This window comes from Candidatus Nitrospira bockiana, from assembly GCF_965152565.1.
In genome coordinates, this window is the sequence record NZ_OZ224215.1 from 1,740,001 (window position 1) to 1,766,501 (window position 26,501).

General features: G+C 57.1%; 19 protein-coding genes, 2 rRNA genes and 2 pseudogenes (1 of these 23 running past the window's edge). 17 read left to right on the forward strand and 6 right to left on the reverse strand.

What is annotated here, in order from left to right:
- Together ACWHYV_RS08640 and rrf are read left to right on the forward strand one after the other, a co-directional pair.
- A 23S ribosomal RNA gene (locus tag ACWHYV_RS08640) occupies positions 1-195 on the forward strand; it begins 2,815 nt to the left of the window's first position.
- Between the two features lie 109 nt (positions 196-304).
- Positions 305-421: ribosomal RNA gene (gene rrf, locus ACWHYV_RS08645) — 5S ribosomal RNA — on the forward strand.
- Between the two features lie 1,749 nt (positions 422-2,170).
- On the opposite strand, the gene ACWHYV_RS08650 is transcribed toward rrf, so the two are convergent.
- The 6 genes and pseudogenes from ACWHYV_RS08650 to ACWHYV_RS08675 form a co-directional block, all read right to left on the reverse strand.
- Positions 2,171-4,087, reverse strand: coding sequence for a hypothetical protein (locus ACWHYV_RS08650; RefSeq protein WP_447980240.1), 1,917 nt, complete (start codon positions 4,085-4,087; stop codon positions 2,171-2,173).
- A 50-nt stretch (positions 4,088-4,137) separates the two neighbouring features.
- Positions 4,138-4,545, reverse strand: a pseudogene (locus ACWHYV_RS08655) (IS1595 family transposase); the annotation flags it as partial.
- Positions 4,546-4,595: 50 nt separating this feature from the next.
- A complete protein-coding gene (istB, locus tag ACWHYV_RS08660) occupies positions 4,596-5,378 on the reverse strand; it encodes an IS21-like element helper ATPase IstB (RefSeq protein WP_447977391.1) in 783 nt (260 codons plus the stop codon).
- On the reverse strand, positions 5,375-6,712 hold the full coding sequence (gene istA / locus ACWHYV_RS08665) for an IS21 family transposase (protein WP_447977390.1): 1,338 nt from the start codon (positions 6,710-6,712) through the stop codon (positions 5,375-5,377). The genes istB and istA overlap by 4 nt, the downstream gene beginning before the upstream one ends.
- Positions 6,713-6,746: 34 nt before the next feature.
- Positions 6,747-7,328: a recombinase family protein gene (locus tag ACWHYV_RS08670; protein WP_447980706.1), complete on the reverse strand. Its 582-nt coding sequence runs from the start codon at positions 7,326-7,328 to the stop codon at positions 6,747-6,749.
- Positions 7,312-7,623 carry a hypothetical protein gene (locus ACWHYV_RS08675; protein ID WP_447980241.1) on the reverse strand — a complete coding sequence of 104 codons (312 nt, stop codon included), beginning with the start codon at positions 7,621-7,623 and terminating at the stop codon, positions 7,312-7,314. The genes ACWHYV_RS08670 and ACWHYV_RS08675 overlap by 17 nt, the downstream gene beginning before the upstream one ends.
- Before the next feature lie 673 nt (positions 7,624-8,296).
- Between ACWHYV_RS08675 and ACWHYV_RS08680 the strand changes: the two genes are divergently transcribed.
- The 15 genes and pseudogenes from ACWHYV_RS08680 (at position 8,297) to ACWHYV_RS08750 (ending at position 26,328) form a co-directional block, all read left to right on the forward strand.
- Entirely contained in the window at positions 8,297-9,460 is a 1,164-nt protein-coding gene (locus ACWHYV_RS08680; RefSeq protein ID WP_447980242.1) for an IPT/TIG domain-containing protein, read from the forward strand.
- Positions 9,461-9,630: 170 nt separating this feature from the next.
- Positions 9,631-10,890: a hypothetical protein gene (locus ACWHYV_RS08685; RefSeq protein ID WP_447980243.1), complete on the forward strand. Its 1,260-nt coding sequence runs from the start codon at positions 9,631-9,633 to the stop codon at positions 10,888-10,890.
- Positions 10,891-10,905: 15 nt separating this feature from the next.
- On the forward strand, positions 10,906-14,556 hold the full coding sequence (locus ACWHYV_RS08690) for an RHS repeat-associated core domain-containing protein (RefSeq protein ID WP_447980244.1): 3,651 nt from the start codon (positions 10,906-10,908) through the stop codon (positions 14,554-14,556).
- 965 nt (positions 14,557-15,521) lie between these two features.
- Positions 15,522-15,986, forward strand: a complete 465-nt coding sequence (locus tag ACWHYV_RS08695) for an RHS repeat-associated core domain-containing protein (protein WP_447980245.1) — start codon at positions 15,522-15,524, stop codon at positions 15,984-15,986.
- A 42-nt stretch (positions 15,987-16,028) separates the two neighbouring features.
- Positions 16,029-16,841, forward strand: coding sequence for an IS1595 family transposase (locus ACWHYV_RS08700; protein ID WP_447977407.1), 813 nt, complete (start codon positions 16,029-16,031; stop codon positions 16,839-16,841).
- A 247-nt stretch (positions 16,842-17,088) separates the two neighbouring features.
- A complete protein-coding gene (locus tag ACWHYV_RS08705) occupies positions 17,089-17,388 on the forward strand; it encodes a hypothetical protein (RefSeq protein WP_447980246.1) in 300 nt (99 codons plus the stop codon).
- 83 nt (positions 17,389-17,471) lie between these two features.
- Positions 17,472-18,593, forward strand: a complete 1,122-nt coding sequence (gene dgt / locus ACWHYV_RS08710; protein ID WP_447980247.1) for a dGTP triphosphohydrolase — start codon at positions 17,472-17,474, stop codon at positions 18,591-18,593.
- A gap of 92 nt (positions 18,594-18,685) precedes the next feature.
- A pseudogene (locus ACWHYV_RS08715) lies at positions 18,686-19,964 on the forward strand (IS256 family transposase).
- A 1,185-nt stretch (positions 19,965-21,149) separates the two neighbouring features.
- Positions 21,150-21,608: a cyanase gene (gene cynS, locus ACWHYV_RS08720; RefSeq protein WP_447980248.1), complete on the forward strand. Its 459-nt coding sequence runs from the start codon at positions 21,150-21,152 to the stop codon at positions 21,606-21,608.
- 118 nt (positions 21,609-21,726) lie between these two features.
- Positions 21,727-23,004, forward strand: coding sequence for a CmpA/NrtA family ABC transporter substrate-binding protein (locus ACWHYV_RS08725; protein ID WP_447980249.1), 1,278 nt, complete (start codon positions 21,727-21,729; stop codon positions 23,002-23,004).
- Between the two features lie 40 nt (positions 23,005-23,044).
- Positions 23,045-23,929 (forward strand): ABC transporter permease, encoded by an 885-nt coding sequence (locus ACWHYV_RS08730; RefSeq protein ID WP_447980250.1) that lies wholly within the window; start codon positions 23,045-23,047, stop codon positions 23,927-23,929.
- Positions 23,930-24,068: 139 nt separating this feature from the next.
- Positions 24,069-24,845, forward strand: a complete 777-nt coding sequence (locus ACWHYV_RS08735; protein WP_447980251.1) for an ABC transporter ATP-binding protein — start codon at positions 24,069-24,071, stop codon at positions 24,843-24,845.
- A 260-nt stretch (positions 24,846-25,105) separates the two neighbouring features.
- The gene (locus ACWHYV_RS08740; RefSeq protein WP_447980252.1) at positions 25,106-25,390 is read left to right on the forward strand and encodes an RNA recognition motif domain-containing protein; all 285 of its coding nucleotides are present in this window, start codon (positions 25,106-25,108) and stop codon (positions 25,388-25,390) included.
- Positions 25,391-25,900: 510 nt separating this feature from the next.
- Positions 25,901-26,071 (forward strand): hypothetical protein, encoded by a 171-nt coding sequence (locus tag ACWHYV_RS08745; RefSeq protein WP_447980253.1) that lies wholly within the window; start codon positions 25,901-25,903, stop codon positions 26,069-26,071.
- A complete protein-coding gene (locus ACWHYV_RS08750; RefSeq protein WP_447980254.1) occupies positions 26,068-26,328 on the forward strand; it encodes a PAS domain S-box protein in 261 nt (86 codons plus the stop codon). Before ACWHYV_RS08745 ends, ACWHYV_RS08750 begins: the two co-directional genes overlap by 4 nt.
- Positions 26,329-26,501: the final 173 nt, after the last annotated feature.

Sequence of the window (26,501 nt, forward strand, 5' to 3'; positions counted from 1 at the left end):
GGCAGTGCCGGGTAGCTATGTCCGGTTGGGATAATCGCTGAAGGCATCTAAGCGAGAAGCCTGCCTCAAGATGAGATCTCCCGGGCCGCAAGGCCCCTGAAGGCCACTCGTAGACGACGAGTTTGATAGGCTGGGTGTGGACGCGCCGTAAGGTGTGAAGCTAACCAGTACTAATCGGCCGTGCGGCTTAACTTGACATTGCTTCTGACAGACATGGTCTTCTTTGAAGAAGGGTAAGGTTAAGGCTGAGGTTCAGGGCTTTAAGCTCAACCTCAACCTAAGCCTCAACCTGCTTCACCAGATTCCCGGTGGCCATACCGGAGGGGTCACACCCGTTCCCATCCCGAACACGGAAGTTAAGCCCTCCAAGGCCGATGATACTGCTGCCGCGAGGCAGTGGGAAAGTAGGACGCTGCCGGGGTACTAAAGGCCCGCTGGAGAAATCCAGCGGGCTTTTTTATTTGTACCCCGGCAGCGTTGCCTACTTTCCGAAGATTACTGGTGGTATTGAATATCCGCCGCGATTGCTCAACGCGGCGGTACACGCCAAGCGAGGGATGGACCTCTGCCGAGATATTTACGGTTGACCTTAGAAAGCCCGCTCGGTCTGACGACCTGGCGGGCATTTTATTTTCACACCAAGAAAAAGCAAGACGCCCCGCTGACGATTGTCGAGCAGCTCCGGCTCCGCCATAATGCGTTGGCGTCTGATTGCTATTGCCGTCGTACCTGTTGGCCGCCTGCTCCTCTAAGGCGTGCAGATGCATGCCGTCGCAGCGCGGCGGCCTGTCTGGCTAGCCCACGTCTCTTTACCGCCATGGCGGCAACCTCCGTGGTCATCAATTCAATCCGAGGCGAGGGCTTCGGGAGCTAAGGAGAGAGTGTGACGCGCTGCAAATCGCTTTATGCATTGCAGCGCTTAGAGACCGTCACGGTATAAGTTTCAGGGGTATCCGTGCTAATCCCCGGCGTCTCAGGGCGGTGCATCGAATAGCGGCACTACTATTGACGCGCGTGCGTGAAGGACTGGGCCAATGGAGTTGTACTGATTCTTGGACATTAGAACGCTGGAGGTACGTATGTATGGATCCAGGGCACAGCCTCTAAGCTTAGAACTTCCACCGCTCATGGAAGCCAATCGAAAAATGTTTAAGGAAGCTGTTTTTGCAACGTTTGACGATCGATGTTTCAATCTTTTGGAAGCTCAGTACAAACTCGCCAGTCAGTTTGTAGGACTCCTAGCCGGGGTCGGCTTTCACGGTCATGGCGAAGTTGTCAGCGTCATCTTCAATGCATTCCATAGTAACCTCTTTCATTTCTGGTCTTCACTTGAACTAACACGGTGTGGTCTCTATGGGTCTGCGCGACCGCTCTTCAGACTTATTTATGAAGGACTCTGTTAATTTCAAAATGTTGTGCAATTCAGGACAGTACAGATCTGTATCGCCGATGGGACTCTGGAGATCCGAACTTGTCTGTCGGTCGAGATGTACTCAAGAAAATTGCATCGCCTAATGTCCCGGAGCTTAAAATCTTTTGGAGCGGTCTTTGTTCAGGCGCGCACTTCTCGGTATATGCGGGGCAACCAGGGCTTGAGCCTACCTTCACCGCCGAGGACATCGGTCACAACTACTCATTTCTTCTAATGCTTTTGGCAATGAATTCACATCTCCTAGCTAGCCAATTTGTCGATCGCAGCTTGGCTTATTACCTGGAATTGATTGACAAGGACTGGAGAAGACATAGAGATCACATGCGTGTTCTTACGAGGGAAGTGACCGCGACCTTTGCCAAGCCAGCCAAGCAAGTGGTCCGAGAGTATTCAAGGCGCTGGGTACTGCGCTAGGCCTTGAGCCTAAGAGTGGACCAGAGTTGGCAGATCGAAGAACCGGGGCAATTCGCGACGCTAGGTGCATCATTAAACGAGAGATCGGAGTGCTGTCGCCGCTTATCGGCCCCACCGCTCTGAGGATAGTTGTTAGATCATGGGGTACTCGTTCGACGCACGACAAGGTCAACCAGCTGTTGTCGCAGAAGAAGGAAATGAAGTTGCCTGCAGGAAGAATCTCAGGTCGCCCCGGCTTTTGATTCAGAAGACAGCGTTGAGGAGGCATAAGATACTCGTTCCATTGGAACCTGCGATTGAACGGAAACTGCGCTGCGCCAAGAACTACGTCGCTGCGGCAGCTATCGCTTCGGCACGAGAAGTCAAGGCAGAGCTAATGGGTAATATTTTTCTGACCTCAGCAACATGCTCGCGAAGTGTCTCAGTCGCTTCACCAGCCGGTAGGTTGTACGCTAGCCGATCAAGCTGATCGCTCGTCCAAGTGAACCATTCTTCCTCATTCTCAAAAGCTGCGCTGGTGAGCAATATGATTTGAAGGAGTGACATTGTCTCATTCCCAGTTGAAGCCAGAGATGCTCTTTTTAATGCGATTGCAGCGATTGAATTCGCCAAGTCCCTATTTCGGTGGGCCGCAGCAATAATTCCCATATGAAAGAGGCGAGTCGAAGATACTTCCCCTTCCACCAATTCATGGTCGAAGTTCGCTGTTGTACATGCTCGGCAAGCTTGCTCCAAGACCTTCTCTCCTAAGTTGAAGCATTGAGAAAAATATGCCAACTTCGACCAGATGGATCCAGAAGGATCTTCAGAAAGCTGTCGCAGAACCTGCTCCATGTCGGCATCTGACAGACTTCGGTTCGACCGCTCAGATGGCCGAATATGTCCATCAAGCGGACCTGGCATTGCCCAGCCAAGTGGCGATCCCTCTTTCGCAAGCTGGGCCATCGCTGCGTCGATTACATCTGAGTTTGGTACCAAGCGGCCAGCAGCCTGATGTCTAGCCCTCAGCACCACCAGTCTCCCTATGATTTCTTCCCGAAGAAATGAGCGCGAGAACTCTCCTGCTCGATACATTGGCTCGCGTCGGAGGTCAATCATTTGGGCATATGTTCCAGCCATGTGAAGGTTGTTGTGAACCCATCCTCGAAAAGCGCCGAGGTTGATCGATATATCCAAAGTGGATTGCAGCAGTAAACTGGCGTGCATCCATGCACAAAGGCGCTTCCAGAATGGAGCTCTGAGCGCACCGCCTTCCATCATGTTAATTCGGTCGAGAGTAAGTTGAGCAAATAGGGGGAGGATTTCATAACTATCCATACCATCCGGACGTAGCAACTGGTTGTTCCCAAGTTCAACCACCGTCTGGCTGGCCAAAGTCATGTACCGACTGTCGTGCTGGCGCGTAATCGCAATATCCAGCACACCAAGAGCAGCAAAGGGGTTAGCACGGGTATCAACTGCCTGAAGAGCTTGCCACATATCGTCATCGGAAACATGGCTAGTCCATGCAGCAGGCATGAGATCGTCTCGATGTGCACCAAGTAGGCAGATTTCTAGTCCCCTGAGAAGATTTCGTTGTAGCAACTGTTGCCTGTATGTGGGCAATACCACCGAAAGGTATTCTTCTGGAGGGAGCAAGCGCGGATCAGGCCCGCAATATAGCTCATAGTAACGAAGAAAATCGGGCACGATGTCATCGACCTCGACACGATCCGCCCTGTGCGCCATTTCAATTCTTACCTTGTAAGCGGCAAACCCGGTGCTGCGCTCCTCCAGCAGATCTACAACTTCTTCATCCGTAAGTTCGCGGTCTTCAGCGGCAGTCTCCAGAGCCGAAAAGTCCGGTGCTGCTGGACCAAAACTGTCGACCATGCGTTTAAGGGCTTGGACCCTCTGTTCGAGGCTTGGGGAAAGATCGCTAAGATCGGGAAGAGCTATTAGCTGTTCTTGGTCTTTCTGCCCTACCACTTTCAAAACCACGGTGCCATGGTCCAACATAACAGTGAGCTGACTGCCTGATATATCTTTTAGCTTCTGGTTGCCCTGGCCACCTAACAACCGACGAGCAGCTGCAACCAACTCGTGCTGATCTACGGAAACCCTTCCACCAATGGTCAAGGCTGTTCTAAAGAGTCGACCATACTGGGAGACGAAAGCATGGTCTCCAAGGACGCGAGCTTGGATCTGCTTAGGCAGAAGCTCGCACAAGTGTCTAGCGATCAGGAATGGGTGTATTCCCATCACTTATCCGTTTGGTGATTGCTAAATCTTGGGCCAAGGCCTCTTTTTCCTTAGGTGGAATAGCCAATCGGATACTCGAACAAGACCTTCAACAAGTGAGTCCCAAGCAACTCGAACAGATCATCCCGGCGATGATTGAACCGAAATTCCATTTCCTTCAGATAGAGCGGGAAGTGCAAGCGGCTGACGCCATGATACTTGCGCAAGCGTTCCTTGGCGTAGCTCCAGAACCCTTCAATGCCGTTGATGTGGCGAAGGTAATGACGCCCCCGCTGCACATAGGTCTGCCCATGGTCGACCGGCAGGTGTTTGCCGTAGCGCCGCAGGGATTTATAGCTGCTAAAGCGATCCGTGTAGAAGACGGCACCTTTGAGCGCTCGACGTTCGATTTCCCGCATCAGCGTCGCTTCATCGGCCTGGGGGACGACGACGGTGCTGACCCGGCCCTGCCTGTCAAGGGTCACCCAAATTTCCCCAGTTACGGTCATCGAAAATTCCCCACCCAGGTTTAGGTTGTCGGTGACGCTTCTTCGACCCGCACCAGGCCGGCTTTGAGTTTTTCCTTCAGCCGGTAGGAATGCCCGCGAATATTGATCGTGATCGCGTGGTGGAGCACCCGGTCCAGGATCGCGGTCGCCAGCACCCGGTCGCCAAACACCTCGCCCCAGGCGCCAAAACTCTGGTTGCTGGTCAGAATCATCGGCCCCTTCTCGTAGCGACGCGAGATGAGTTGGAAAAACAAGTTGGCCCCGGTCCGGTCAATCGGCAGATAGCCAATCTCATCAATGATCAGCAGCCGCGGAATCGTGTAGAGCTTCAGCTTGTCCTCCAGTCGATTCTCCGTCAGCGCCCGGGTGAGCGTGGCGATCATGGCGGCGGCCGTGGTGAACAACACCCGGTATCCTCGCTCGATGGCTTTGAGTCCGAGTCCGATCGCCAAGTGGCTCTTGCCCACGCCGGGTGGGCCCAAGATCACGAGATTCTCACCGTGTTCGATGAAGTGACAGGTCGCCGTCTGCTGGATTTGCTTCTTATCCAAGGAGGGCTGGTAGGCGAAGTCGAAGGTCTCCAGACTCTTCACGAACGGAAACCGGGCCAGGCTGGTACGCATGGTGATGTTCTTCTCGGCCTTCGCGGCGACTTCTTCGCCGAGGACCTGGTCGAGGAAGTCTGCGTACGAGAGATCCTTGGCCGCCGCTTCCTGTAAGAGGGCATCGAGGCGTTCCCGGCTTTTCAGGAGCCGCAGGCGCGTCAGCTGGTCGCGAAGACGTTCGAGCTGGGCGGGATTCATGGCTGCACCTCGACCACACTCGCGCGACCACACAGCGCCTCATAGCACGCCAGATCCCGGACTTCGACCTCGGGCAGTGGGGCCGATCGTGTGGCCGGCTCGCGGAGCGTCGAGCGGCGCTGGCGAGAGATCCGCGCAATGGCCCCGGGGCCGTGCTCGGGCAGAATGCGGAATTGGTGGCGGCCGGGGAGCACAGGATGGCTCGCGACCTCACGGTCGCGATGGAAGATGTGCACCGTGTCCCCTCGTCGCTGCACCTCGACCCGCTGGCCGATGAGGCCAAAGGGCACGGAGTAGCGGTTCGTGTCGAGGCTAACCAAATAGTCGTCGGCGACGATGCGCGACACCCGCGCCTCCTGCTGGAAGCTGCGCTGCCTGGCCAAGGGCACCAGCTGGCCCCGTTCCCGCTCGAACCGCACGATCGGCGGCTCATGCGTGGTGCCGTGCACGCGCTGGTCGGCGATCGTGGCGTTCCATTCATCGAGCTGGGCTTGGAAGTCCACGAGGTCGACAAACATCCGCCCCGGCAGGAAGTTCCGTTTCAGATACTTCACACCTGATTCGACTTTGCCCTTGGTCTGCGCCCGGTAGGGCCGACACACGCGAGGCTCAAAGCCCCAATAGTCGGCAAACGCTTTGAAGGTGGGATTCCAGAGGCGCCGCCCGGTCTCATCCGCATAGCACACGGTGCGTGGCCGGTCATAGAGATGTTCTCGGGTATGGCCGCCGAAATGCGCAAAGGCCCGTTCATGGGACTCGAGAAACTGCGCCAGCCGTTCATCGGCACAGGCGTGGTAGAACCCCCGGCGGCTGAACCCCAACGTGAGGACGAACACATGCACGACCGAGGGACCGGCGCGGAAGGGGACCAGGGCTTGGCCCCAGTCAATCTGACTTTGCTGCCCGGGCGGGGTCTCAAACCGGAAGAGCGCCCGATCCGCTTGCAGCTGGACTTCGCGGAGCGGCGCGACGAACCGCTTCACCGTCTCATAACTGCCGAGGTAGCCCCGGTTCGCTCGCAGCTCCTGATACAGAATCCGCGCCGAGTACCCGACCTGGGGCGCACGGCCCCGCACAAAGTCGGCATGGGCCGTCAGCAGCGTCTCCGCCACCGCCGCTCGGCGATAGGGCTGCCAGGTCGGCTGCCGGACACTGCGCCGGACGGTCTTGCGATCCAAGTCCAATCGCCGCCCGATCTCCGAAATGGACACCCGCTCCTCATAAAACAACCGTCGGATCTCCGCCCACCGCTCCTGATCCACCATGCACGCCTCCCCAGGTTGATCCTCCTGGGCGCGCATAATCGTCGACGCGCTCGTATCGTCAAGTCCCATCTCCCTCCTCCTCCCGCTAGAGGGTGGGGAAAATTCAATGACCACACCTGGGGATTATTGGATGACTGCTGACACCGTAGCGCTTCGCATCGACGACGACAAACTTCCCATGGCACTCGGCGCAGACCAGCAGACCGGAGAACAGATACTTGGGGCCGCGGCCAGTTCTGGCGTTCGCATGCAAAGCCTCGCGGATCGCGGCGCTGCTCTCCATGATCTCCTGCTGCTGAGCCTTGACGCGCGCCCACAACCTGTCATCGATGATCCGGAGATCGGGCACAAGCACCTTGATCCATTCACTCTCGTCCCGCATGACGCGTGTGTACCGCTTCGTGTCCGGATGCTTCTGCCACCGTGAGCGGCTCCAGACGTACTGCCCGATGTAGAGCGGGTTGTTCAGTAGCCCGGTGCCCTGCCGGACATCCCCGTGCAGAGTGCTAGCGCACCACGAGCGCGCGCGAGGCGAACGGCGCCGGAAAGCCGCGCCGGGAGACGGCACCTGCTTACGGTTCAGCTCCTCGACGATCTTCAGCGGTGACCAGCCCTCGGCGTACCGTTCGAAAATCCATCGGACCCAACGCGCTTGCTCGGGGTTGATCTCAAGCTTCGTGCCGATCCTGGCCGGTCAAGCCGCCTAGCTTCCTCTGGGTCTTCTGCCCGCGCGTCACTTCGGTGAGTTGATTCGCAGCCTTGGCCAACTCGAGGTCCAATTCGATGGCCTGCTCATAGGCGAGGGCCGCATCCGCCAGCCGTCCGAGCTCCTCGAATTTCTTTCCGACGCGGAAGTGCTCGAGCGCGCTCTGGCGACGACCGGCGTCGCGAAGCGCGGCCTGATATTCCGCCTGGCTAGGGGCCAGGCCAAGCGCCACCTTAAATTCTTCAATCGCCTCCGGATAGTGCTCACCGGCCACGAGTGTTCGTCCTGCCTGATAGTGTTCCTCTGCGGCCCTGGCCTGCACTTCGCCGAGACGGGTTTCTAGGTCTGCGTTAAACGGTGTTTGGCGCGCAGCCAGCCGATACGAGGCAACCGCCTCATCCCATCGACCTTCTGCAACAAATTGATCGGCGACCGAGGAGGTGCGTGGAGCACAGCCCAACGCCATGAGCCCGTGGAAGGCGGCCACCGCTGAGAATGACCAGAACCGACGTGTGAAGAAGGTTGGGGCGATCACGGCACCAAACCGCTTCGCGTGAAAAGGAGACGTCTCCTATCTCGCTTCACGAACGGCGAGCGGTAGTAAGCCTAGCAGAAATGACGTTGAGGCAATTGAACGTTCTCGCAGAAGCCGGGTTTGTTGGGCGTCGCTGAGGGCATCACATTCTGTCCCTTCATGGCTCAATCTCGCCACAAAATTTTGTGGCCCTAGCAATTAGGGGCGAATGGACCTACAGCAATTTGGCGTTAGGACATCACTCAGTAAAGTTTCGAGACCTTAGGCATCATGCCGCTCCGAAGTCCGCCATCGCTCGGTTCATCAACCCTAAGGGTTCCTTTCTTGACAGATGGTCGCCGGCTGCTACCGTGAAGCGGTGTTCACCTTTGGTCAGGACAGTATCGCACCCTGCGAGCCGTCAGGAGGCATCTTGCGAATCCATCTCATCAGAGCAATCCGCATCACGGGCTTCATCCTGGTCATGCTCCTCGGAATCTCTCAACGGCCAGGCCATAGCGCCGACATAAGTTACATCTACGATGCTCTGGGGCGCTTGGTAGGCGTGGTCGATCCAGCAAGCGAGACGGCGACCTATCAGTATGATGCGGTCGGCAATCTTTTGAGCATCACTCGGCACGCCTCGTCGACCGTCTCGGTCATTACATTTTCTCCTTCAAGCGGACCGACCGGGACGACAGTCACTATCTCCGGAGCCGGATTCAGTACAACCCCGAGCCAGAACAGCGTGCAGTTTAACGGTCTCGCTGCCAATGTGACGTCCGCCACTGCAACCGAACTTGTGACCCAAGTCCCGAGCGGAGCAACGACGGGGACGATTACGGTTACGACGCCGACGGGATCGGCGAGCAGCGGGAGCGCCTTTACTGTTGTCAGTGGGCAGTCTCCGGTTATCGCCACCTTTTTTCCAACGGTGGGGCCACTCGGAACAGTTGTCACAGTGACAGGCTCGAACTTCGAGACGACCGCCACGCGGAACCGGGTCATATTTGGTGGCCTCCTTGCTGTGGTCAACTCTTCGAGCAGCAGCAACATTGAAACGGTTGCGCCTGCATCAGGCAAGATCACCGTCGCGACGGTGTATGGCCAAGCCACCAGCACAGATGATTACTTTCTGACCCCTCAAGGGATCTTGCCGACGGACGTGAACTTTACCGGACGGATCACCGTGGGGGGCTCGAGTGTGACGGCAAGCATTAGCACGGCCGGTAAAGTGGCGCTCGTGCTTTTCGACGGCCTTGCAGGGCAGCGTGTCAGCCTGGCCATGACGGGCATCACCATTACCTCTTCGACAGTATCGGTCCGGAAGCCGGACGGGACAGAGTTGGCGACAAAGTACAGTGTCAATAACACGGGCGGAAGCCTAGACTCCCCGGCGCTTCCTGTCACCGGCACCTATATCATCATGATCAAGCCTGAGGGGTCCTATGCGGGCAATATGACCCTCACGCTCTCGGCCGACGTAACGGGTACGATTGCGATCAACGGAGGAGCGGTGCCGGTTGGCAAAGAACCGGCCAAAATGCCAGATACAGTTTCGCGGGCACAGCAGGTCAGCAGATCAGTCTCCTCCTGAGTGCTGCTTCAATTTCTTCCTTTGCCGTCTCGATCTCCAACCCGGACGGCACGACCTTAGCGCCGCCCACCTCGTATGGAACATCGGGCGGGCTCGTTGATTCACAAACCCTTCCAGTCACCGGTGTCTACTCGATTCTGGTAGATCCCTCCGGGACCTATACCGGCAATGTGACACTGACACTCTATGGCTTCTCCGATATTACAGGACCCATCGCCATTGATGGCACGGCGGTCTCCACCTCAATCACCACACCGGGTCAGAATGCTCGGTACACCTTCACCGGGACGGCGGGGCAGCGCGTGAACCTAGGGGTGACCGGGGTCACGGTGAACTCCACCACCATTTCCCTTCTGAAACCAGACGGGACGACGCACGCGTCTGCCTCGTTTGGCACCGGCGGCGGCTCGCTTGATCCGTCAGCACTTCCCGTGGCTGGCACGTATACGGTCTTTGTCAATCCGTCGGGCAGTGCTACCGGCAACATGAGTTTGACCCTGTCGTCGGAACTATCAGGTGCGGTGCCGGTCGATGGGACGTCCACAGCCTTTAGTACCACGCGACCTGGGCAGAATGGTCGGTTTACGTTCGACGGGACGGCCGGTCAGCGGGTGAGCATCGCCTTGACGAATTCGACGATCCCGATCGCCTATCTCTCGATCATCAAGCCCGATGGGACGACGCTCGTCGGACCGGCGACAGGGACATTGGACAGTCCGGCACTCCCAACAACCGGCACCTACGGGGTCTTTGTCGATCCGTACGGCACGTACACGGGAAGTGCGAACGTTTGGGCTTCTTCAGAGCTGTCAGGAACCATCACGGTAGATGGAGCAAGTGTCCCGGTTAGCGTCACACGAGCTGGACAGAATGCTCGGTATACGTTTACTGGGACCGCTGGGCAACAAGTGAATCTTGGAGTGACCGGTGTGACGTTCTCGACGGTCTATGTATCCGTGCTCAGACCGGATGGGACCATCCTGGCGGGCCCGGTAGCCATCGGCAGTAGCGGAGGCAGCGTTGATCCTTCGGTCTTGCCCAGCTCAGGCACCTATTCAATCCTCGTAGACCCCTATTCGACCTCGACGGGGAACCTTAATCTGACCTTGTCGAGCGAAGTGAACGGGACACTGAACATCGGAGATCCGGCCACGACCGTGACTATCTCACGTCCCGGCCAGAACGCCCGGTACACGCTCAATGGGACCGGCGGGCAGCAGGTGACGGTCCGGATCACGAGCAACACAATAGGCTGCGTGCTGGTGGCGCTGTTGAAGCCCGACAATACCACCTTGACCTCGACCAACAACTGCAGTGCAAGCTTTAACTTGACCACCCAAACCTTGCCGTCGACGGGGACCTATAGCATCACCGTGAACCCAAGCGGGACCAACACGGGTACGTTGGGGCTCGCCGTGACGAATCCGTGAAGAGGGAGCAACGAGATGCACACTCGAATGGGTGCGGTTGTCAGTGCGGTCATTGTGGCCCTATTCGTGCCACTTGGCGCAAGCGCGCAAAGTAGTGGGCAAGTTGGTGTCTTGAACGGCCTTGCCGTTCAAAAGAACTACGCTGTGCCCCCAGGGGATTCGACGTCCTACAGTATCGGTGGACGGTCAGGTCTCAACAATTTGACTCTTGCTCCGGATTATGGCTATGACGCGGTTGCCTTCTTTATGCGGACCCGTGATGGGGCCAGTACGATTCCCTTGGGATGGCAGGGCTTAGGCCTTGTGTACTACGCGTGTGCGAACGGCGATATTTGGTGGCAAGGGGGAGCGTACTATATCGTTCAGAGCGGCGGCACTTGGTACTGGAGCAACAATCCGCCACCGGGTACTGGTGGTGGCTCCACCTGTATCACACCCGCCGGCACCTACACCTGGTACCCAGCCTGGGATCAAGCAGCTCATCCGGTAGGAGGACAGAACCCACTCACCTGGCAGGATCCGGTTCCATCCGTCGCTCCGTCTAACGGGAACCCCAATCCATCAGACGGTGATCCGGTTGACTTGGCGACAGGCCTCTTTGTGCTGGACAAGACTGACCTCGTGGTCCCCGATATCCTTCCTATCACGCTCACGCGGACTTATCGCCCTGGCGACACTTTTCCTCGGCCCTTCGGGCTAGGCTCGACGCACCCCTATCACCTTTGGCTCTTAGAAGATGGCGTGTGCCAAACGATCTCTTTGATCTTACCCAACGGGGCTCGTATTCCGTATGTCCGGACCTCGGGTACGAACTGCAATGATGCTGTCCTCGAGCACACATCTTCTCCCACGCACTACTACAAATCGCGTCTGATTTATAACAACGTGACCCGTGGCTGGCAGATCATGTTCAAGGATGGGATGATCTATCGCTTTCAGCAATATGGGTTGACGGCGGGAGCCGCCGGCGCGCTGCTCATTGAGATTGAGGACCGCAATGGAAACAGGATGCTCTTGAGCCGGGACCAGAATGGGCGGTTGACAAAAGTCACATCACCCAACGGGCGCTACATCAATTTCACCTACGATACCTCGAACCGGGTCAGCCAGGTCACGGATATCGCCGGGCGGGTGGTGAGCTATACCTATGACGCCAGCGGCCGTCTGTGGAAAGTGACGGATCCGGAGAATGGAATCACGGAGTACGGCTATGACGGCGCGCACCGGATGACGACCATCAAGGATGCTAGGGGTATAACCTTCCTGACGAATATTTATGACACCAATGACCGGGTGATCACGCAAACGCAGGCGGATAACACGACCTATCAGTTTACGTATACCCTCGACGGTAATGGCAAAGTCACACAGACGGATGTCACCGACCCGCGGGGCTACGTTCGCCGAGTGACGTTCAACGCTGCCGGGTATACGGTTACCGACACGCGCGCGCTTGGCCAGCCGGAGCAACAGGGGACGACCTATGCTTGGCAGACAGGCACGAACCTGCTTCTCAGCGTGACCGATGCACTGAATCGCCAGACCGCGTACACCTACGATGCCGCGGGGAACGTTACGAGTGTGACGCGAATGGCGGGCACCTCTGAAGCGGCTACGGCGACCTATACCTACGAGCCTCTGTTCAACCAGCTCGGTAGCGTGACGGACCCACTGAGCCATACGACCGCGTTCACCTATGATCTCAAGGGAAATCTGATTACGATCACGGATCCTCTGAACAAACAGACGACGATCACTGTGAATACCGCTGGACAGCCGACGGCGATCACCAATCCTCTCAACCAGACGAGCACCTTGGCCTATGCCAGCGGGGACCTAGCCGGGGTTACTGACCCACTGAGTCGGAGCACCACAAGGCTGACGGACGCAGTCGGGCGCCTGTTAAGTCTGAAAACGGCTATGGGTAACTTGACCAGGTACAGTGTCGATAGCCTCAATCGCGTGACTCAGATCACCGACGCAATCAACGGGGCGACGAGCTTTACCTATGACGCCAACGGGAATCTACTTACTGTCACCGATGCTAAGAACCAAACAACCACGTACACGTATAACAACATGGATCGCCTGGCGACGCGGGAAGATCCGCTCACCAAGATCGAAAGCTATGGATACGACAACAACGGGAACCTCACGACGGTGACTGATCGCAAGAGCCAGGTGACGGCGTACACCTATGACGCGTTGAACCGGCGTAAGACGGCGACCTATCAGGACGGGTCGACCACAACGTACGCCTATGATGCTGGGAATCGGCTCACGCAGGTCGTGGACTCGCTCAGCGGCACGATCACGCGGACCTATGATAATTTCGATCGCTTGACGCAAGAGGTGACCCCGGAAGGCACGGTGAGCTATGCCTATGATGCCGCCGGCCGCCGAACGAGCATGACAGTAGCCGGGCAGACGGCGGTCAACTATACCTACGATAATGCCAACCGCCTGACGCAGGTGACGCAAGGGACTTCCACGGTGACGATCGCTTATGATGATGCGGGGCGCCGGACGAGTCTCACGCTACCGACCGGGACGAGCATTACGTACACGTATGACGTCGCTTCGCAGCTCACCGGCTTGACCTATCAACAGGGGCAAACGACCCTCGGCACGTTGACGTACACCTACGACAGTGATGGGAACCGGAAAATCGAGAGCGGCACGTGGGCGGCGACGGATATTCCCCAGGCGAGTGGCACGACGAGTTACAACGCCAACAACCAGATGCTGACGTTCGGGCCAAGCACGCTCACCTATGACTTGAACGGGAACATGACGACGGCCACGGATTCATTTGGTACGGCAACGTATACCTGGAACGCCCACAATCAGCTTGCGGCGGTCAGCGCACCCGGAGTGATTGCGAGCTTCGGGTATGACGGGCTCGGGCGTCGCCGAAACAAGACAATCAACAGCACCGTCACGCGTTTTCTGTACGACGGCTTGAATCCAGTGCAAGAACTCTCCGGAAGCGCTGTCACCGCGAACCTTCTCACTGGTTTGGGCATTGACGAGTTCTTCACTCGGACCGATAGCGCGGGGACCCGTGGCCTGGTAGGTGATGCCCTCGGCTCGACAAGGGCGCTGGTGGACAATGTGGGCACGGTGCAGACCAACTACGCCTACGAACCGTTTGGCAACACGACCACGGGCGGCACCGCCAGCACCAATTCGTTTCAATACACCGGACGAGAGAATGATGAGACGGGGTTATATTACTATCGAACTCGATATTACAGCCCGCGGTTGCAGCGCTTTGCCGGAGAAGATCCAATCGAATTTGAGGGTGGAAGCATAAACCTCTATGCATATGTTCTGAACAGCCCCACTAACTACAATGATCCCGAAGGCTTGATTGTTCCCCAGTTGCTTGGCTGCAGTCTTGGGGTTGGCGTCACATACGGCCTTGAAAAGTTATCCGGTCGAAAGCCAACTTTGCTTGATTTGGGACTTGGGTGCCTGGGAGGAGTTCTCGGTGGGTTCCCAATTGGGAAAGGCTTTAAGATCGAGATACACGACCCACATCATTATTTCCCTCTCTTTGGCAAGAACCTCCCACACATACAGATTACTTGGTGGCAAAAGGGAGTACCCGGAAGCGGCAGAAATATTCGCATTCCGATTCCTCAAATATTCATCAAAAGATAGAGGAAACATGAGAATACTTATAGACCGATGGAATCTCCTTGATCTTATTCACGATAGATGGTTTGACCTAAACCAAATAAAATACGCAAAGGAGACGAGGGAGTTCAACCTTGCTCTAGGTGAGAAGAGGAAGGGGCCATACAACGAGAAGCTACTCAAAATAACAGGTGTGTTGAATTGTGAAATTAAGGATCGAGCAGAAATTAAGATCTATGACTTATGCGATATTAAGATGGATGATGTAGCGTCCGTGATTCTTATAACATCTGCTTTCCCATTAGAGATAAAATTGACCGTGTCACAAGAGTGTGAGATTGCTCTGTTGAAGACTTGACTCGTGCCACCGCACCAGCGTCACGCTGCCAACCGGAACGAGGATTACGTACACGTACAACGCCGCCTCACAGCTCACCGGCTTGACCTATCAGCAGGGTCAAACTGTGCTAGGCACGTTGACCTATACCTACGACAACGAGGGGAACCGAAAAGTGCAAGGCGGGTCATGGGCCTCGACCGGGATTCCCAAGTCGAGTGGGTCGACGAATTACAATGCCAACAACCAGCTGCTTACCTTCGGCAGCACCACCGTGATCTATGAGTTTAATGGCAACATGACATCGGCGACGGACTCGTCGGGAACAGCGACGTATCTTTGGAATGCCAGGAAACCAGCTAGTAAAGCATCTCTGCGTCCGCCCTGAGCGCAAGCTTCGCCTACGATGCCCTCGGTCGTCGTCGCAGCAAGACCATCACCAGCACTGTCACTCGGTTTTTGTATGATGGGTTGAATCGAGTGCAGGAACTTTCAGCGAGCGCCGTGATGGCGACTCTCCTGACGGGTGTAGGGCTCGATGAATTCTTCACGCGCACCGACGGCAGCGGGACACGTGGTTTTCTCAGTGACGTGTTAGGCTCGACGCGCGGACTAGTCGATAACGCAGGGACAGCGTTGACTACTTACACCTATGAGCCATGTGGGAATACAACAACCCGGCGGTACAGCGAGCACCAGTGCGTTTCAGTATGCCGGGCGTGAGAACGATGGGACTGGGCTGTATTATTATCGGGCCCGATATTACAGCCCGCGGCTACAGCGGTTTATCAGTGAAGATCCGTTAGATTGTGGTAGCGGCAATGTAAACCTATACTCGTATATTCGGAATAGCCCAATGAGCCTCGTCCAAGGCCCGACTCCTCATGATTGTGAGCCGCCGCTTGACAAGCGAGAAAAGAGTTTTCAGCGATTGGGCCGTCAGTTGGTATGTGCGCTTAACTTATTGCCCGGAATGGGAGGCGTGAACATCGGGTTCAAAGGCGTGCCCGAGAGTATAAGAATCGCCGAAGAGGCTTTAAAGCATATCGCGGAACGACATTTCCTAGGTGGCATTAGAGCAGCCGGTAAGAGTCTATTCAATAACGGGGAAAGGTGATTACTAATTTCTGGGCCAGGCCTAAAATGGAGGCCTTGGCCCATGACACAGACGGCGCTGTCGGTTCGGCTCGTCGACGAACGATTGAGACGACATCAGTGTGTGCGGTGCGGGACACCGCATCGGCAGTATCGTCCGGGGGCGCGCACCCGCTGCCTCGCCTGCCGGTGGCGGTATCGACCCGATCGGGTCGCCCGTGAGCTGCAGATCTTGCAGCTCTTCTGCTTGGAGATCTCGGCGCTGCGGACGGCGCGAGAACTGCGCATGAGTCCCTTGCCGATCTGGCAGCGCTTTATGGCCTACCGCCGCTGGATGGCCACGATGGCCGAGACGGAAGCCCGGCCGCTGACCGGGGAACTGGAATGCGATGAGAGCTATTTCGGCGGCCGTCGCCGCGGAGGGCGGCGGGGGCGCGCCCGTGGCCCAAAAGTCATTGTCTTCGGCATCTTGGAACGGCAGGGCCGGGTCAGCACCGTCGTCGTCCCCCAGGCCGATGAAGCGACGCTGATGCGGGAAATCGAACGTCGAGCGCTCAAAGGTGCCGTCTTCTACACGGATCGCTTTAGCAGCTATAAATCCCTGCGGCGCTACGGCAAACACCTGCCGGTCGACCATGGGCAGACCTATGTGCAGCGGGGGCGTCATTACCTTCGCCACATCAACGGCATTGAAGGGTTCTGGAGCTACGCCAAGGAACGCTTGCGCAAGTATCATGGCGTCAGCCGCTTGCACTTCCCGCTCTATCTGAAGGAAATGGAATTTCGGTTCAATCATCGCCGGGATGATCTGTTCGAGTTGCTTGGGACTCACTTGTTGAAGGTCTTGTTCGAGTATCCGATTGGCTATTCCACCTAAGGAAAAAGAGGCCTTGGCCCAAGATTTAGCAATCACCCGGGGAAAATATAATAGACCTAAGGTGGATTCTGTTACACCGGTTCAACAAGCAAATGGAAACCTTGAAAGAATTGTGGATGCTGGTCGGATCATTGGAACTGATATTGTATTCAACCGACTTCTACCTACAAGGTAATACCTTCATGCAGAGGCGGCATCCCCGAGCCGACCGTTACAGAACTCCATAGTGAAAATGTAGGAGCTTGCTATGGGTTTCACGGTTAGATTACAGAAAGAGGGAGGTGAATTAGTCGATGCACTGCACGATCCTAAAGGTTTCATTGGCCGCTATCTGCCTCCTGTCCATGATACATCGTATTTGTGTTTGAGATTCATGGACAGATACGGTGATACATATTTTAACCAGCTACAAATGGATCCATTTCTAAAGGAATGGGAGAACATTTCAAGCTGTGTCAATGATGAGGAAGGAAGAAAGCCTTTTCTTACGTCTCGAAACCTTGGCTCATCAATGCCAGCAAGCTATCCATTTATATCTAAAGTTTGAAGGTTGAATCTGCCTGTCAACGAATTCAAATGGCTCTACAACGAGCATGAGGCCGGTAGCGGCCTCGCTCTGGCAGACTAAATATGGAATGGATTCGTCTTCTGTCATCAAAACGACTTGGCGTCCCTGAACCGAATCCTCCGGAGTTGGGACGATCAGTCTTTCAGCGTGATTACGATGCAATTGTCTTTGCATCCGCCTTCCGGCGGCTACAAGACAAAACCCAGGTCTTTCCTGTTGCTAAGAGTGACTATGTCCGTACGCGGTTGACTCATAGTCTGGAAGCGTCGTGCGTTGGAAGGTCGCTCGGGAAGTTGGTTGCAGATGCTCTCGAGAGTGACGGAGAACTTCCTGAGAATATGACTACAGTGGACGTCGGGACGATAGTCGCTTCCGCTTGCTTGGCTCATGACCTGGGAAATCCACCGTTCGGGCATACCGGGGAGAAAGCAATCCAAGAATGGTTTGCAAGCCGAAATGGACGTAAAGCAGTTAGTAGGCTTCGCAGGGAGCACAAGGCGGATTGTCTGCAGTTTGAGGGAAATGCACAAGGATTTCGGATTCTAACCAAGCTTCAGAACCCCGATAACCCAGGAGGCCTTCAGCTGACATATGCAACTCTAGCAGCTTTCACAAAATATCCGCGTCCTTCGTATGTGTCCTGCCGCGCCTCCGACGCCCACAGTGCTGGATTCAAGAAACATGGATACTTCTATGACGGACAGGAGTACTTTGACCAGGTAGCCCGAGAGGTGGGTTTGGCTAAGAGTCACAGCAAATGCGGAGGATGGAGCAGGCATCCTCTGTCATTTCTCGTCGAAGGAGCAGACGACATTTGCTATGGGATTAACGATGTTGAGGATGGTTACAGGTTAAACCATGTTAGCTTTGATGATGCCGTTGGACTTCTTCGTTCCATCCCGCGCAAGAAGGAATCAAGTCAGTTTGATAGCATACGCGAGAAGGAGGACAAGATTGCTTATTTGCGAGCAAAAGCCATTAGGGAGCTTATCTTTCAAGTTTCGGATTGTTTTAACAGGTACAGGCACAAAATCATGAGCGGAGCCTTTAAGGAGTCCTTGATAGACCGTATATCCTCCTCTGAGGATATGAAGCGCATTCAAAGTTTTTCTCGCGAAAACATTTATACCGTAAGAGACGTGCTCGAAGTGGAAGTCCCGGGTTTTGACGTGTTGGCCAGGTGAAGTCTTAAACTTGCTGGAAAAGTGAGAGGGATGCATCCTTACCGGTTTGAACGTCTGGCGGCGTTCGAATCACAACCAACAAGGAGCATCCCATGGCAAGAGTACCGAGTAGCGTCGACACGCGCAAGAGGCTCAGGGATATGTTGGCGGGCGACACCGGCGAGATTGAGACGAGTGCGTTGGTGCGCCAGGCGGTGCGCCTCATGATCGAAGAAGCGTTAGAAGCCGAAGTCAGTGAACGTCTCGGCCGTGGCTATTATGCACGGGGGAGCCAGACGGCGGAAGACGAGGCCCCCCGCGGGTATCGCAACGGAGTGCGGGTCGGCCGCTTGAAGAGCGCCGAAGGCGTCATTGAGTATGGCGTGCCGCAAGTGCGCGGCGTCGAGGGCTGGCAATCGGAGATCCGGGCGGCGCTGGGCGGCAAGAGCGAAGAACTGGAGCGCCTGGCCGTGGAGATGTACGCCCGTGGGCTCTCGATGCGCGACATTGAAGCCGCGTTCACGGCGACTGATGGCCGCTGCCTGTTGAGTCGCTCCGCCGCCAGCCGCGTGTGCGAGGCCTTGTGGGCGGACTACCAAGAGTTTGCCCGACGGGATCTCTCCGAGATCGACGTCGCTTACCTCTTCATCGATGGCGTCGCCGAGCGGCTCCACCTCGGGCAACCCCGTGAGGCGGTGCTCGCGGCGTGGGCGATTACCATCACCGGAACCAAAGTGCTCCTGGGACTGCAACCGGGGACCAAGGAAGACACGGCATGCTGCAGCGACTTCTTGCGAGACCTCAAAGCCCGCGGCCTCGCGGATCCCGTGCTCGTCGTCACGGATGGCGCGCCCGGGCCTCCCCCGTGCCCTGCGCCAACGCTGCCTGGCGCACAAGCCCAGAAACCTTGAAACGAAGGTGCCTGCCGAACGGTGGCGCGAGGTGAAGTCCATGGCGCTGGCCGCCTATCACGCCTCGAGCCCGAAGACCGCCGAGTTGGCCGCCGAAGAATTTCGCCACACTTACGCCAACGAGCTGCCCAGCGGCGTGACATGTTTCGATGATGATTTTGCCGAGTGCATCACCTATTTGCGCCTGCCCGTGGCGCACCGGCGGGCCACGCGGACCACCAATCTACTTGAACGGCTGTTTCTGGAAGAACGCCGCCGGAGCAACACGATCCCGCATGCGTTTGGCGAACGCGCCGTCTTGAAATTGATGTATGCGGCGCTTCAGCGAGCCAGCTGCACCTGGCAGCGGGTGGCGATCACCGACTTCGAGCGGAAACAATTACTCACGCTCTGTGAAGAACTGGACCGCGAGTTCGATGGTAAACATCGAGTGACTCAACCCGCATCCCGCTCACCAATTTCCAGCAAGCGGGGGACTTGACCTATTTTTGTATAGTATATTGCCAAAGCGCATTGGACCGGATTCTCATATTTGCTTTCCGCCAGCTTTCCGTGTTCTATCCACTACCATCGTCTCGAACCCGGTTTTCGGGCCACCATTGCAAGGCCATAACCCACCGAATTGAAACGGTAGACACCTATCGGGACTCATAGTCTCCACCCCATAGCGGAGCTTAAAATCCCTCGCGTTGGCAATAGTGCTTGGGAACGGCCAGTTAAGTGCATGGATCGGATTGAGTTTGTAGGGTGGATCTTGCCCCTATCTCCGTTCTAGGCGGCCAACGCGACCCCTTGGATTGTAAAGGAAAGAGCCTTTACCAACGATGGGCGTAACGGGTGCCCTCCACCAACCCTCGCTAGGCGTGAGCCGCCGTGCTCTTAATTTGGGCGGCGGATAAGCCCCTCAAGTAAGTTCCCCTCTCCACGACAGTCCGAATCTCTCCCCGGCATCGCTCCGTAGGTCTGTACAGCGGCTGACATCCCGTAAGCAACTGTCTGCGTAACCGTTCGATTTCTCTTCCGAGTTGCAGAGAAAAGCCTCCCAAGTATTGGGCACGCTCAGACATTGGAATCGAGATGATGGCATCGAGATGGCCTAGGTGGCCGGGTGAGGCCGAGCCCTTTCATCTTCAACAGAAGTATCGTGCTCTTCATTCCTAGCCCAGCTGCGGCACCCCTTGGTCCGCCGTTCCTGCTTGTGCAGAGAGTCCCATCTCGATCCGCGCCTGCCCATGCAGGCCAGCAGTTTTGTAGGAGCCCTGTCGGAAGATGGTGGAGCATTGAAGGCAAAACCCTGCGTCGCTCTCACGTGTCAATCTCGTTTGGACGACGGTGGGTACCAGGATCGACTACAGGAAGGGGCGATCCGACAGCACCGACCGAAAACGGGAGACGACGGGAGATGAATGAGGGCCCAGCGGAGGGAACCATGGCGTGATCTTGCTCTACAGGCTTGACAAGAGCCGGAGAGGGGGCGTAGAAAAAACGAGGCTTCGCTGGGACCGAAACAACGACGTTTCCGACTCCCGGCAAAATACAACAGCGGACGAAGCCGTCCGGAAGACTACGACGTCCTTTTGGTCACGAGTGGTGTGACTAGAAGGGCGTTTTTTTTTGGACCGCTCGACTCACCGCCGGGTGCGAGCCATAGGGGAGGGGTTAGACCATGGGGATGGAGAAAAAGGAAATTGTAGCCAAGCTGCTCGAAGCGAAGGAGAAGTCGGGAAAAACGTATGATGAGCTGGCCCATGCCCTCGGTGTGACGAACGTCTATGTGGCCCAGCTACTCCGTCGTCAGACCCAGCTCAAACCCGCAACGGCTGCGAAGCTCGCCCAGGTCTTGCCGGCCATCACTCCAGACCTCCTGAAAGAGATGCAGAAGCCGCCGGTGCGGTCCTACGACCCGGCCATCCTCCAGGAGCCGCACGTCTACCGGATGACCGAGGTCTGTGCCCATTACGGCGACGGGATCCTGGCCGTGCTCCACGAGCTGTTCGGCGACGGCATCATGTCGGCCATCGACTTCAAGCTGGACGTCAAGAAGGTCAAGGGCAGCCAGGGAGAGGACCGCGTGTTGATGGTCTGGAACGGCAAATTCCTTCCGCACATCGAGCAAACGGTTTGACCGCTTGCCCTTCGCCTGGTGTGCTGCGTGTGAGGGGCGACGACGCGATGGATTTGGCCCTGACCGGACAGGCGGCAGAGGAGACGGACCACCTTCGAGCGGACATGGAGAGGGGAGCATGGCAACCAGGCTGACACGCGAGGAGCACTTCGAGCGAACCGTCGAGCAGTCCGTGGTGGCGGCCGTGCTGAAGGCGGCCGCCCCGACCCGGCGACAACTCTTGGCCGGGCTGGGGGGCGCGGTCTTGGCCGCCGTCATCCGAGAGGTGTTTCCTCTCGCGGCGTGCACGATCTTCGCGGCCGAGCCTCCCGGCAAGCCTGAGAAGAAAGACGTGACGATCGGCTTTATTCCCATTACCTGTGGCACCCCGATCATCATGGCGGAGCCGCTCGGCTTCTACACGAAACACGGATTGAATGCCTCGGTCAAACGCGCCGCCGGATGGGCGATGATTCGCGATTGGGCGATCAACAAAGAAACCGATGCGGCGCACATGCTCACCCCGATGCCACTGGCGATCACACTGGGAGCCGGGTCGGTCCCGGTCCCGATGTACATGCCGGCCGTCGAGAACATCAATGGCCAAGCGATCACGCTGCACAACAAGCACAGAGGTGTGAAGACCGCTGCGGACATGAAAGGGTTTCGCTTCTGCGTGCCGTTTGACTTCTCGATGCACAACTACCTGCTGCGCTATTTCCTTGCTGAGGGCGGCGTGCATCCGGACAAGGAGGTCCAGATTCGAGTCGTGCCGCCGCCCGAGATGGTGGCCAATCTGAAGGCCGGCAACGTGGACGGCTATCTGGGGCCCGATCCCTTCAATCAGCGGGCGGTCTATGAGAACGCGGGCTTCATCTTCAAACTTTCGAAGACGATTTGGGATCGTCATCCCTGCTGCGCGTTTACGGTACCGAAAGAGTTTGCCGACCGCTATCCCAATACCTTTGCGGCCCTGTGGCGCGCCATCGTCGATGCCACGCACTATGCCTCAGACCCCGCACATCGGAAGGAGATTGCGGCCGCCATTGCCCCGCCCAACTACCTGAATCAACCGGTCACCGTGTTGGAGCAGGTGTTGACGGGCACGTATGCCGATGGGTTGGGAGGGATCCAGAAGGCCCCGGATCGGATCGACTTCGATCCCTATCCGTGGCACTCGATGGCGATCTGGATTCTTACCCAGATGAAACGGTGGGGGCATCTCAAGGGCGAGGTGAATTATAAGGCGGTGGCCGAGCAGGTCTATCTGGCTGCCGGCTGCGATCGCATCGCCAAAGAGCTGGGGTATCCCACCCACGGGGCGACCTCGATGAAGCACACGATTATGGGGAAGGTCTTCGACCCGGAGCAGCCAGCCGCCTACGTCAAGAGCTTCAAGATTCACAGCATGAGCTGATCGGCTGCTACGTCAACGCCGGCTGTGGGGAGAGACGGACATGGTGCAGAGAACAGGAAACCCATTGCTGATCTCGCTGTTCCTCCTCGTCGTGTTCTTGTTGACGTGGCATCTGTCAACCGTGCGCGGAGCCTTCGACCCAACCGGCCTGTCGGCCGATGAGCTTCAGCTCATGGAGTTCAACGGCGACATCATCAGAACGCCCGACGGAGGCTACGCGTGGAACCCGGACAAGGAGAAGGTCCGAGGTGTGCCGGGACCGCTGGCGGTGGTGGAAAAGGCCTGGGCTGAGTTGAGCGAAGCGTTCGTGAAAAAAGGTACCAACGATCATGGCATCGGCTACCTGGTCCTCTATACGGTCTCACGCTTCGCGGCCGGATTTGTGACGGCCTCCGTCGTGGCCATCTTGGTTGGCGTGCTGCTGGGGCTCAACCGGGTCCTGTTCCGGGCCGTGAATCCGTTTATCCAGGTCCTCAAGCCGATCTCCCCCTTGGCCTGGATGCCGCTCCTCCTCTATACCGTAAAGGATCCGAAATGGACCGCCGTGCTGGTCGTCTTTATGGCCGCCATCTGGCCGACGCTGGCCACGACGGCATTCGGCGTCGCCTCGCTTCGAAAAGACTATCTCCACGTCGCGGCGATCTTACAGCTGTCCTGGCCCAAGAAGCTGCTGAAGGTCATCCTACCCGGGGCCGCACCGACCATCGTGAACGGGCTTCGGATCTCGTTCGGGAGCGCGCTGGTCGCCGTCGTTCCCGCCGAGATGCTGCTCGGAGAATTGGGGGTCGGCTACCTGAGCTGGATCGAGTGGAACAACCTGGACATTAGCGGGGTCATCTTCGCCATTCTCGTGGTCGGGTTCGTTGGAGTCGTCCTGGATTCCGGATTCAACAAGCTGGCGGGGCTCGTCACGTACCAGGAGTGACGGGTGGTACGCGCAGGAAGAAGTTCCCAACCGCCGGTTCAGAGCAACCGCACGATCACCCAGAGGGCAGGGCACCATGGCATTTCTTGTCATTGATCATGTTTCGAAATATTTTCCCAGTTCGACCGGCCCTGGACGCGTGTGCATCTTCAAAGACGTGACGATCAAGATCGAGAAGGGGGAGTTCGTCACCGTGATCGGGCATTCGGGCTGTGGCAAGAGCACGTTGCTCAATATCGTGGCGGGCCTCGAGACGGCCTCGGAAGGGGGCATTCTGTTGAATGGCCGGGAGGTCGCAGGCCCCGGACTCGACCGCATGGTGGTGTTTCAGAATTTCTCACTCATGCCCTGGATGACGGTCTTCGAAAACATCCGGCTCGCGGTTCGCGCCGCGTACCCGGATTGGGATCGCGAGAAGATTGCTGCGCACGTGAAGAAATACATCGCGCTTGTGGGGTTGAAGGGAGCGGAAGAGAAACGCCCGGCCGCCCTCTCCGGAGGGATGAAGCAGCGGGTAGGGCTCGCACGTGCGTTTTCCATTGAACCCAAGGTTCTGCTTCTGGACGAGCCGTTCGCCCAGATCGACGCCCTCACGCGCGGTGTCATACAGGAAGAGCTGATCCAGATGTGGAACGCGACGAGGAATACGGTCTTCATGGTCACGCATGACGTGGACGAGGCGATTCTGCTTTCGGACCGCATCTTGTTGATGACGAACGGGCCCTGCGCCCGAATCGCCGAACTCGTGGACGTGGCCATTCCACGCCCACGGTCACGAGAGACGATTATCGAGCATCCGCATTATTACAAGATCCGGAATCACGTGATTCATTTTCTCGTGCGCCATGCCTCTCACGTCGTTCCGGACGCTGATGCCGACGCCGTGCACCAAACGCCACTCGTCGTTCAATTCTGACTTACGGGGCGAGCGGTCCCGAAGCAGACGGTATTTCTCCGACAGGAAACGTCGCAATCGTCCGATACCACTCGGCTCGGACATTTCCAAGACTATCATCTCGATCTCCTTTCTCTGTGAGTGACAGGGCATCGTTCTGCTTTCAGAACCCCGTCCGGCTTCGCGCTGCAACAAGGCCGCAACCTTTACTCAACTACTCAACGATCCGGCTCTCCGGTTCATCCTTAAGCCCCGACATCGGGATGCAAGGAGGCATTGATATGCTCAACACCTTGTGCATCGAGCGGCTTCCCCTGTGGGTCACCGACCACCACCTCCGTACCTTGTGCGAACAGTGGGGCGCGGTTGTTCATGTCCGGGTCGCCAAGGACGCCAATAGCATCTCGCTTGGCTATGCCTTTGTTGAGATGGCGAGTAGGCAGGACGCCGAGAACGTGCTCACCGGTCTCACGCATAACGGCGGATTCGAATGCCCTCTCTATGTGGCACGCACCTATCCGATTCGCTACAACGAATCCCGCGGTTCAATCCAGCCTCAGCAGTAAAGTCTGAAGTAGCTTCCTCCTCACCCCCCACCCTGACGCCTGCCGACCTGCAACATGGCTCGTCACAGCGAAATGCCAGGCGCTGTGCCGAACTCCGCACTCTAGCAGGGGCCGCACTAGAGCGGCATGAACAAAAACGTGACGGAAAGGTCGGCGAGTGACACGATGAACGACGATTTTCACGTCGGCCTTCTATGCCTGCCATCGATGTCGAGCTGGCAAGAAAGACGTGTGGGGCCAGGCAACAGAGGCCGAGATAGCGGTTTCAGAAGCGCTCGCTGCTCTCTATCGAGCAGGGGGCGGCTTCCATTGGGCGGCCGGCGCCAATCCCGTCTAAGCTAAGGCCCGTTGGTCGAAGGATCAGCGGGCCTTTTGCTTTTTTCCACCTCCCGCATCTCGACCGCACTCACAACAGAGTCCCTGGTTATCCGATGGGAATGTGGAGAGCAACGCTTTCGCCTTCTGACGACACAGATGTGGAATCGTTCACGCGAAAATCCTCGGTGGCTCGTGGCGTACGCCCGTGTCTTTCCAGATGAGCAGGGTCGGCCATTCCGGATGGTCGGCATCAACATGGATATCACAGAGCGTAAAGAGGTCGAACGTCTGACCGCATTACTCGCCGCAATCGTGACTTCTTCCAACGACGCGATCATCAGCACCGATTTGCAGGCATCATGACAAGCTGGAACAAGGAGGCCGAGCGACTCTATGGGTGTACCCCGGACGAAGCGCTGGGTAAGCCGGTCACCCTCCTGATCCCCGAGCCCATCCTGGAGAAGGAGCTGAAGATCTTGGACCGTGTCAAACATGGGGAGCGCATCGATCATTATGAAACGGTCCGCGTGGGGAAAGCCGGCCGAACGCTCCATGTCTCCCTGACGAGAGTTCACTCGCATGCTGAGTGTCGACAGTGGCGAGCACCCGAACATTTCTAAGAGCGCGCCGGAGGGCAAGCAGCTGCCGTTCAGGTCTTTGCGAACGGGCAAGAGTTGGCACCGGAGGATTTGCCGATGCAGCGCGCGTGCCGGGAACGGCGCGAGGTGGTTGACCAGCAGCCGAGACGTGACTAGCCTTGTCCACTGTCGCGAACCTCTGCTCGTGAAGGCTG

Coding starts and splice junctions, on each gene's coding strand:
- ACWHYV_RS08690 (WP_447980244.1), top strand. CDS start 10,906: ATGCACACTCGAATGGGTGCGGTTGTCAGTGCGGTCATTGTGGCCCTA.
- ACWHYV_RS08650 (WP_447980240.1), bottom strand. CDS start 4,087: ATGGGAATACACCCATTCCTGATCGCTAGACACTTGTGCGAGCTTCTG.
- ACWHYV_RS08695 (WP_447980245.1), top strand. CDS start 15,522: ATGAGCCATGTGGGAATACAACAACCCGGCGGTACAGCGAGCACCAGT.
- ACWHYV_RS08730 (WP_447980250.1), top strand. CDS start 23,045: ATGGTGCAGAGAACAGGAAACCCATTGCTGATCTCGCTGTTCCTCCTC.
- ACWHYV_RS08750 (WP_447980254.1), top strand. CDS start 26,068: ATGACAAGCTGGAACAAGGAGGCCGAGCGACTCTATGGGTGTACCCCG.
- ACWHYV_RS08740 (WP_447980252.1), top strand. CDS start 25,106: ATGCTCAACACCTTGTGCATCGAGCGGCTTCCCCTGTGGGTCACCGAC.
- ACWHYV_RS08725 (WP_447980249.1), top strand. CDS start 21,727: ATGGCAACCAGGCTGACACGCGAGGAGCACTTCGAGCGAACCGTCGAG.
- ACWHYV_RS08700 (WP_447977407.1), top strand. CDS start 16,029: ATGACACAGACGGCGCTGTCGGTTCGGCTCGTCGACGAACGATTGAGA.
- ACWHYV_RS08705 (WP_447980246.1), top strand. CDS start 17,089: ATGGGTTTCACGGTTAGATTACAGAAAGAGGGAGGTGAATTAGTCGAT.
- istA (WP_447977390.1), bottom strand. CDS start 6,712: ATGGGACTTGACGATACGAGCGCGTCGACGATTATGCGCGCCCAGGAG.
- dgt (WP_447980247.1), top strand. CDS start 17,472: ATGGAATGGATTCGTCTTCTGTCATCAAAACGACTTGGCGTCCCTGAA.
- istB (WP_447977391.1), bottom strand. CDS start 5,378: ATGAATCCCGCCCAGCTCGAACGTCTTCGCGACCAGCTGACGCGCCTG.
- cynS (WP_447980248.1), top strand. CDS start 21,150: ATGGGGATGGAGAAAAAGGAAATTGTAGCCAAGCTGCTCGAAGCGAAG.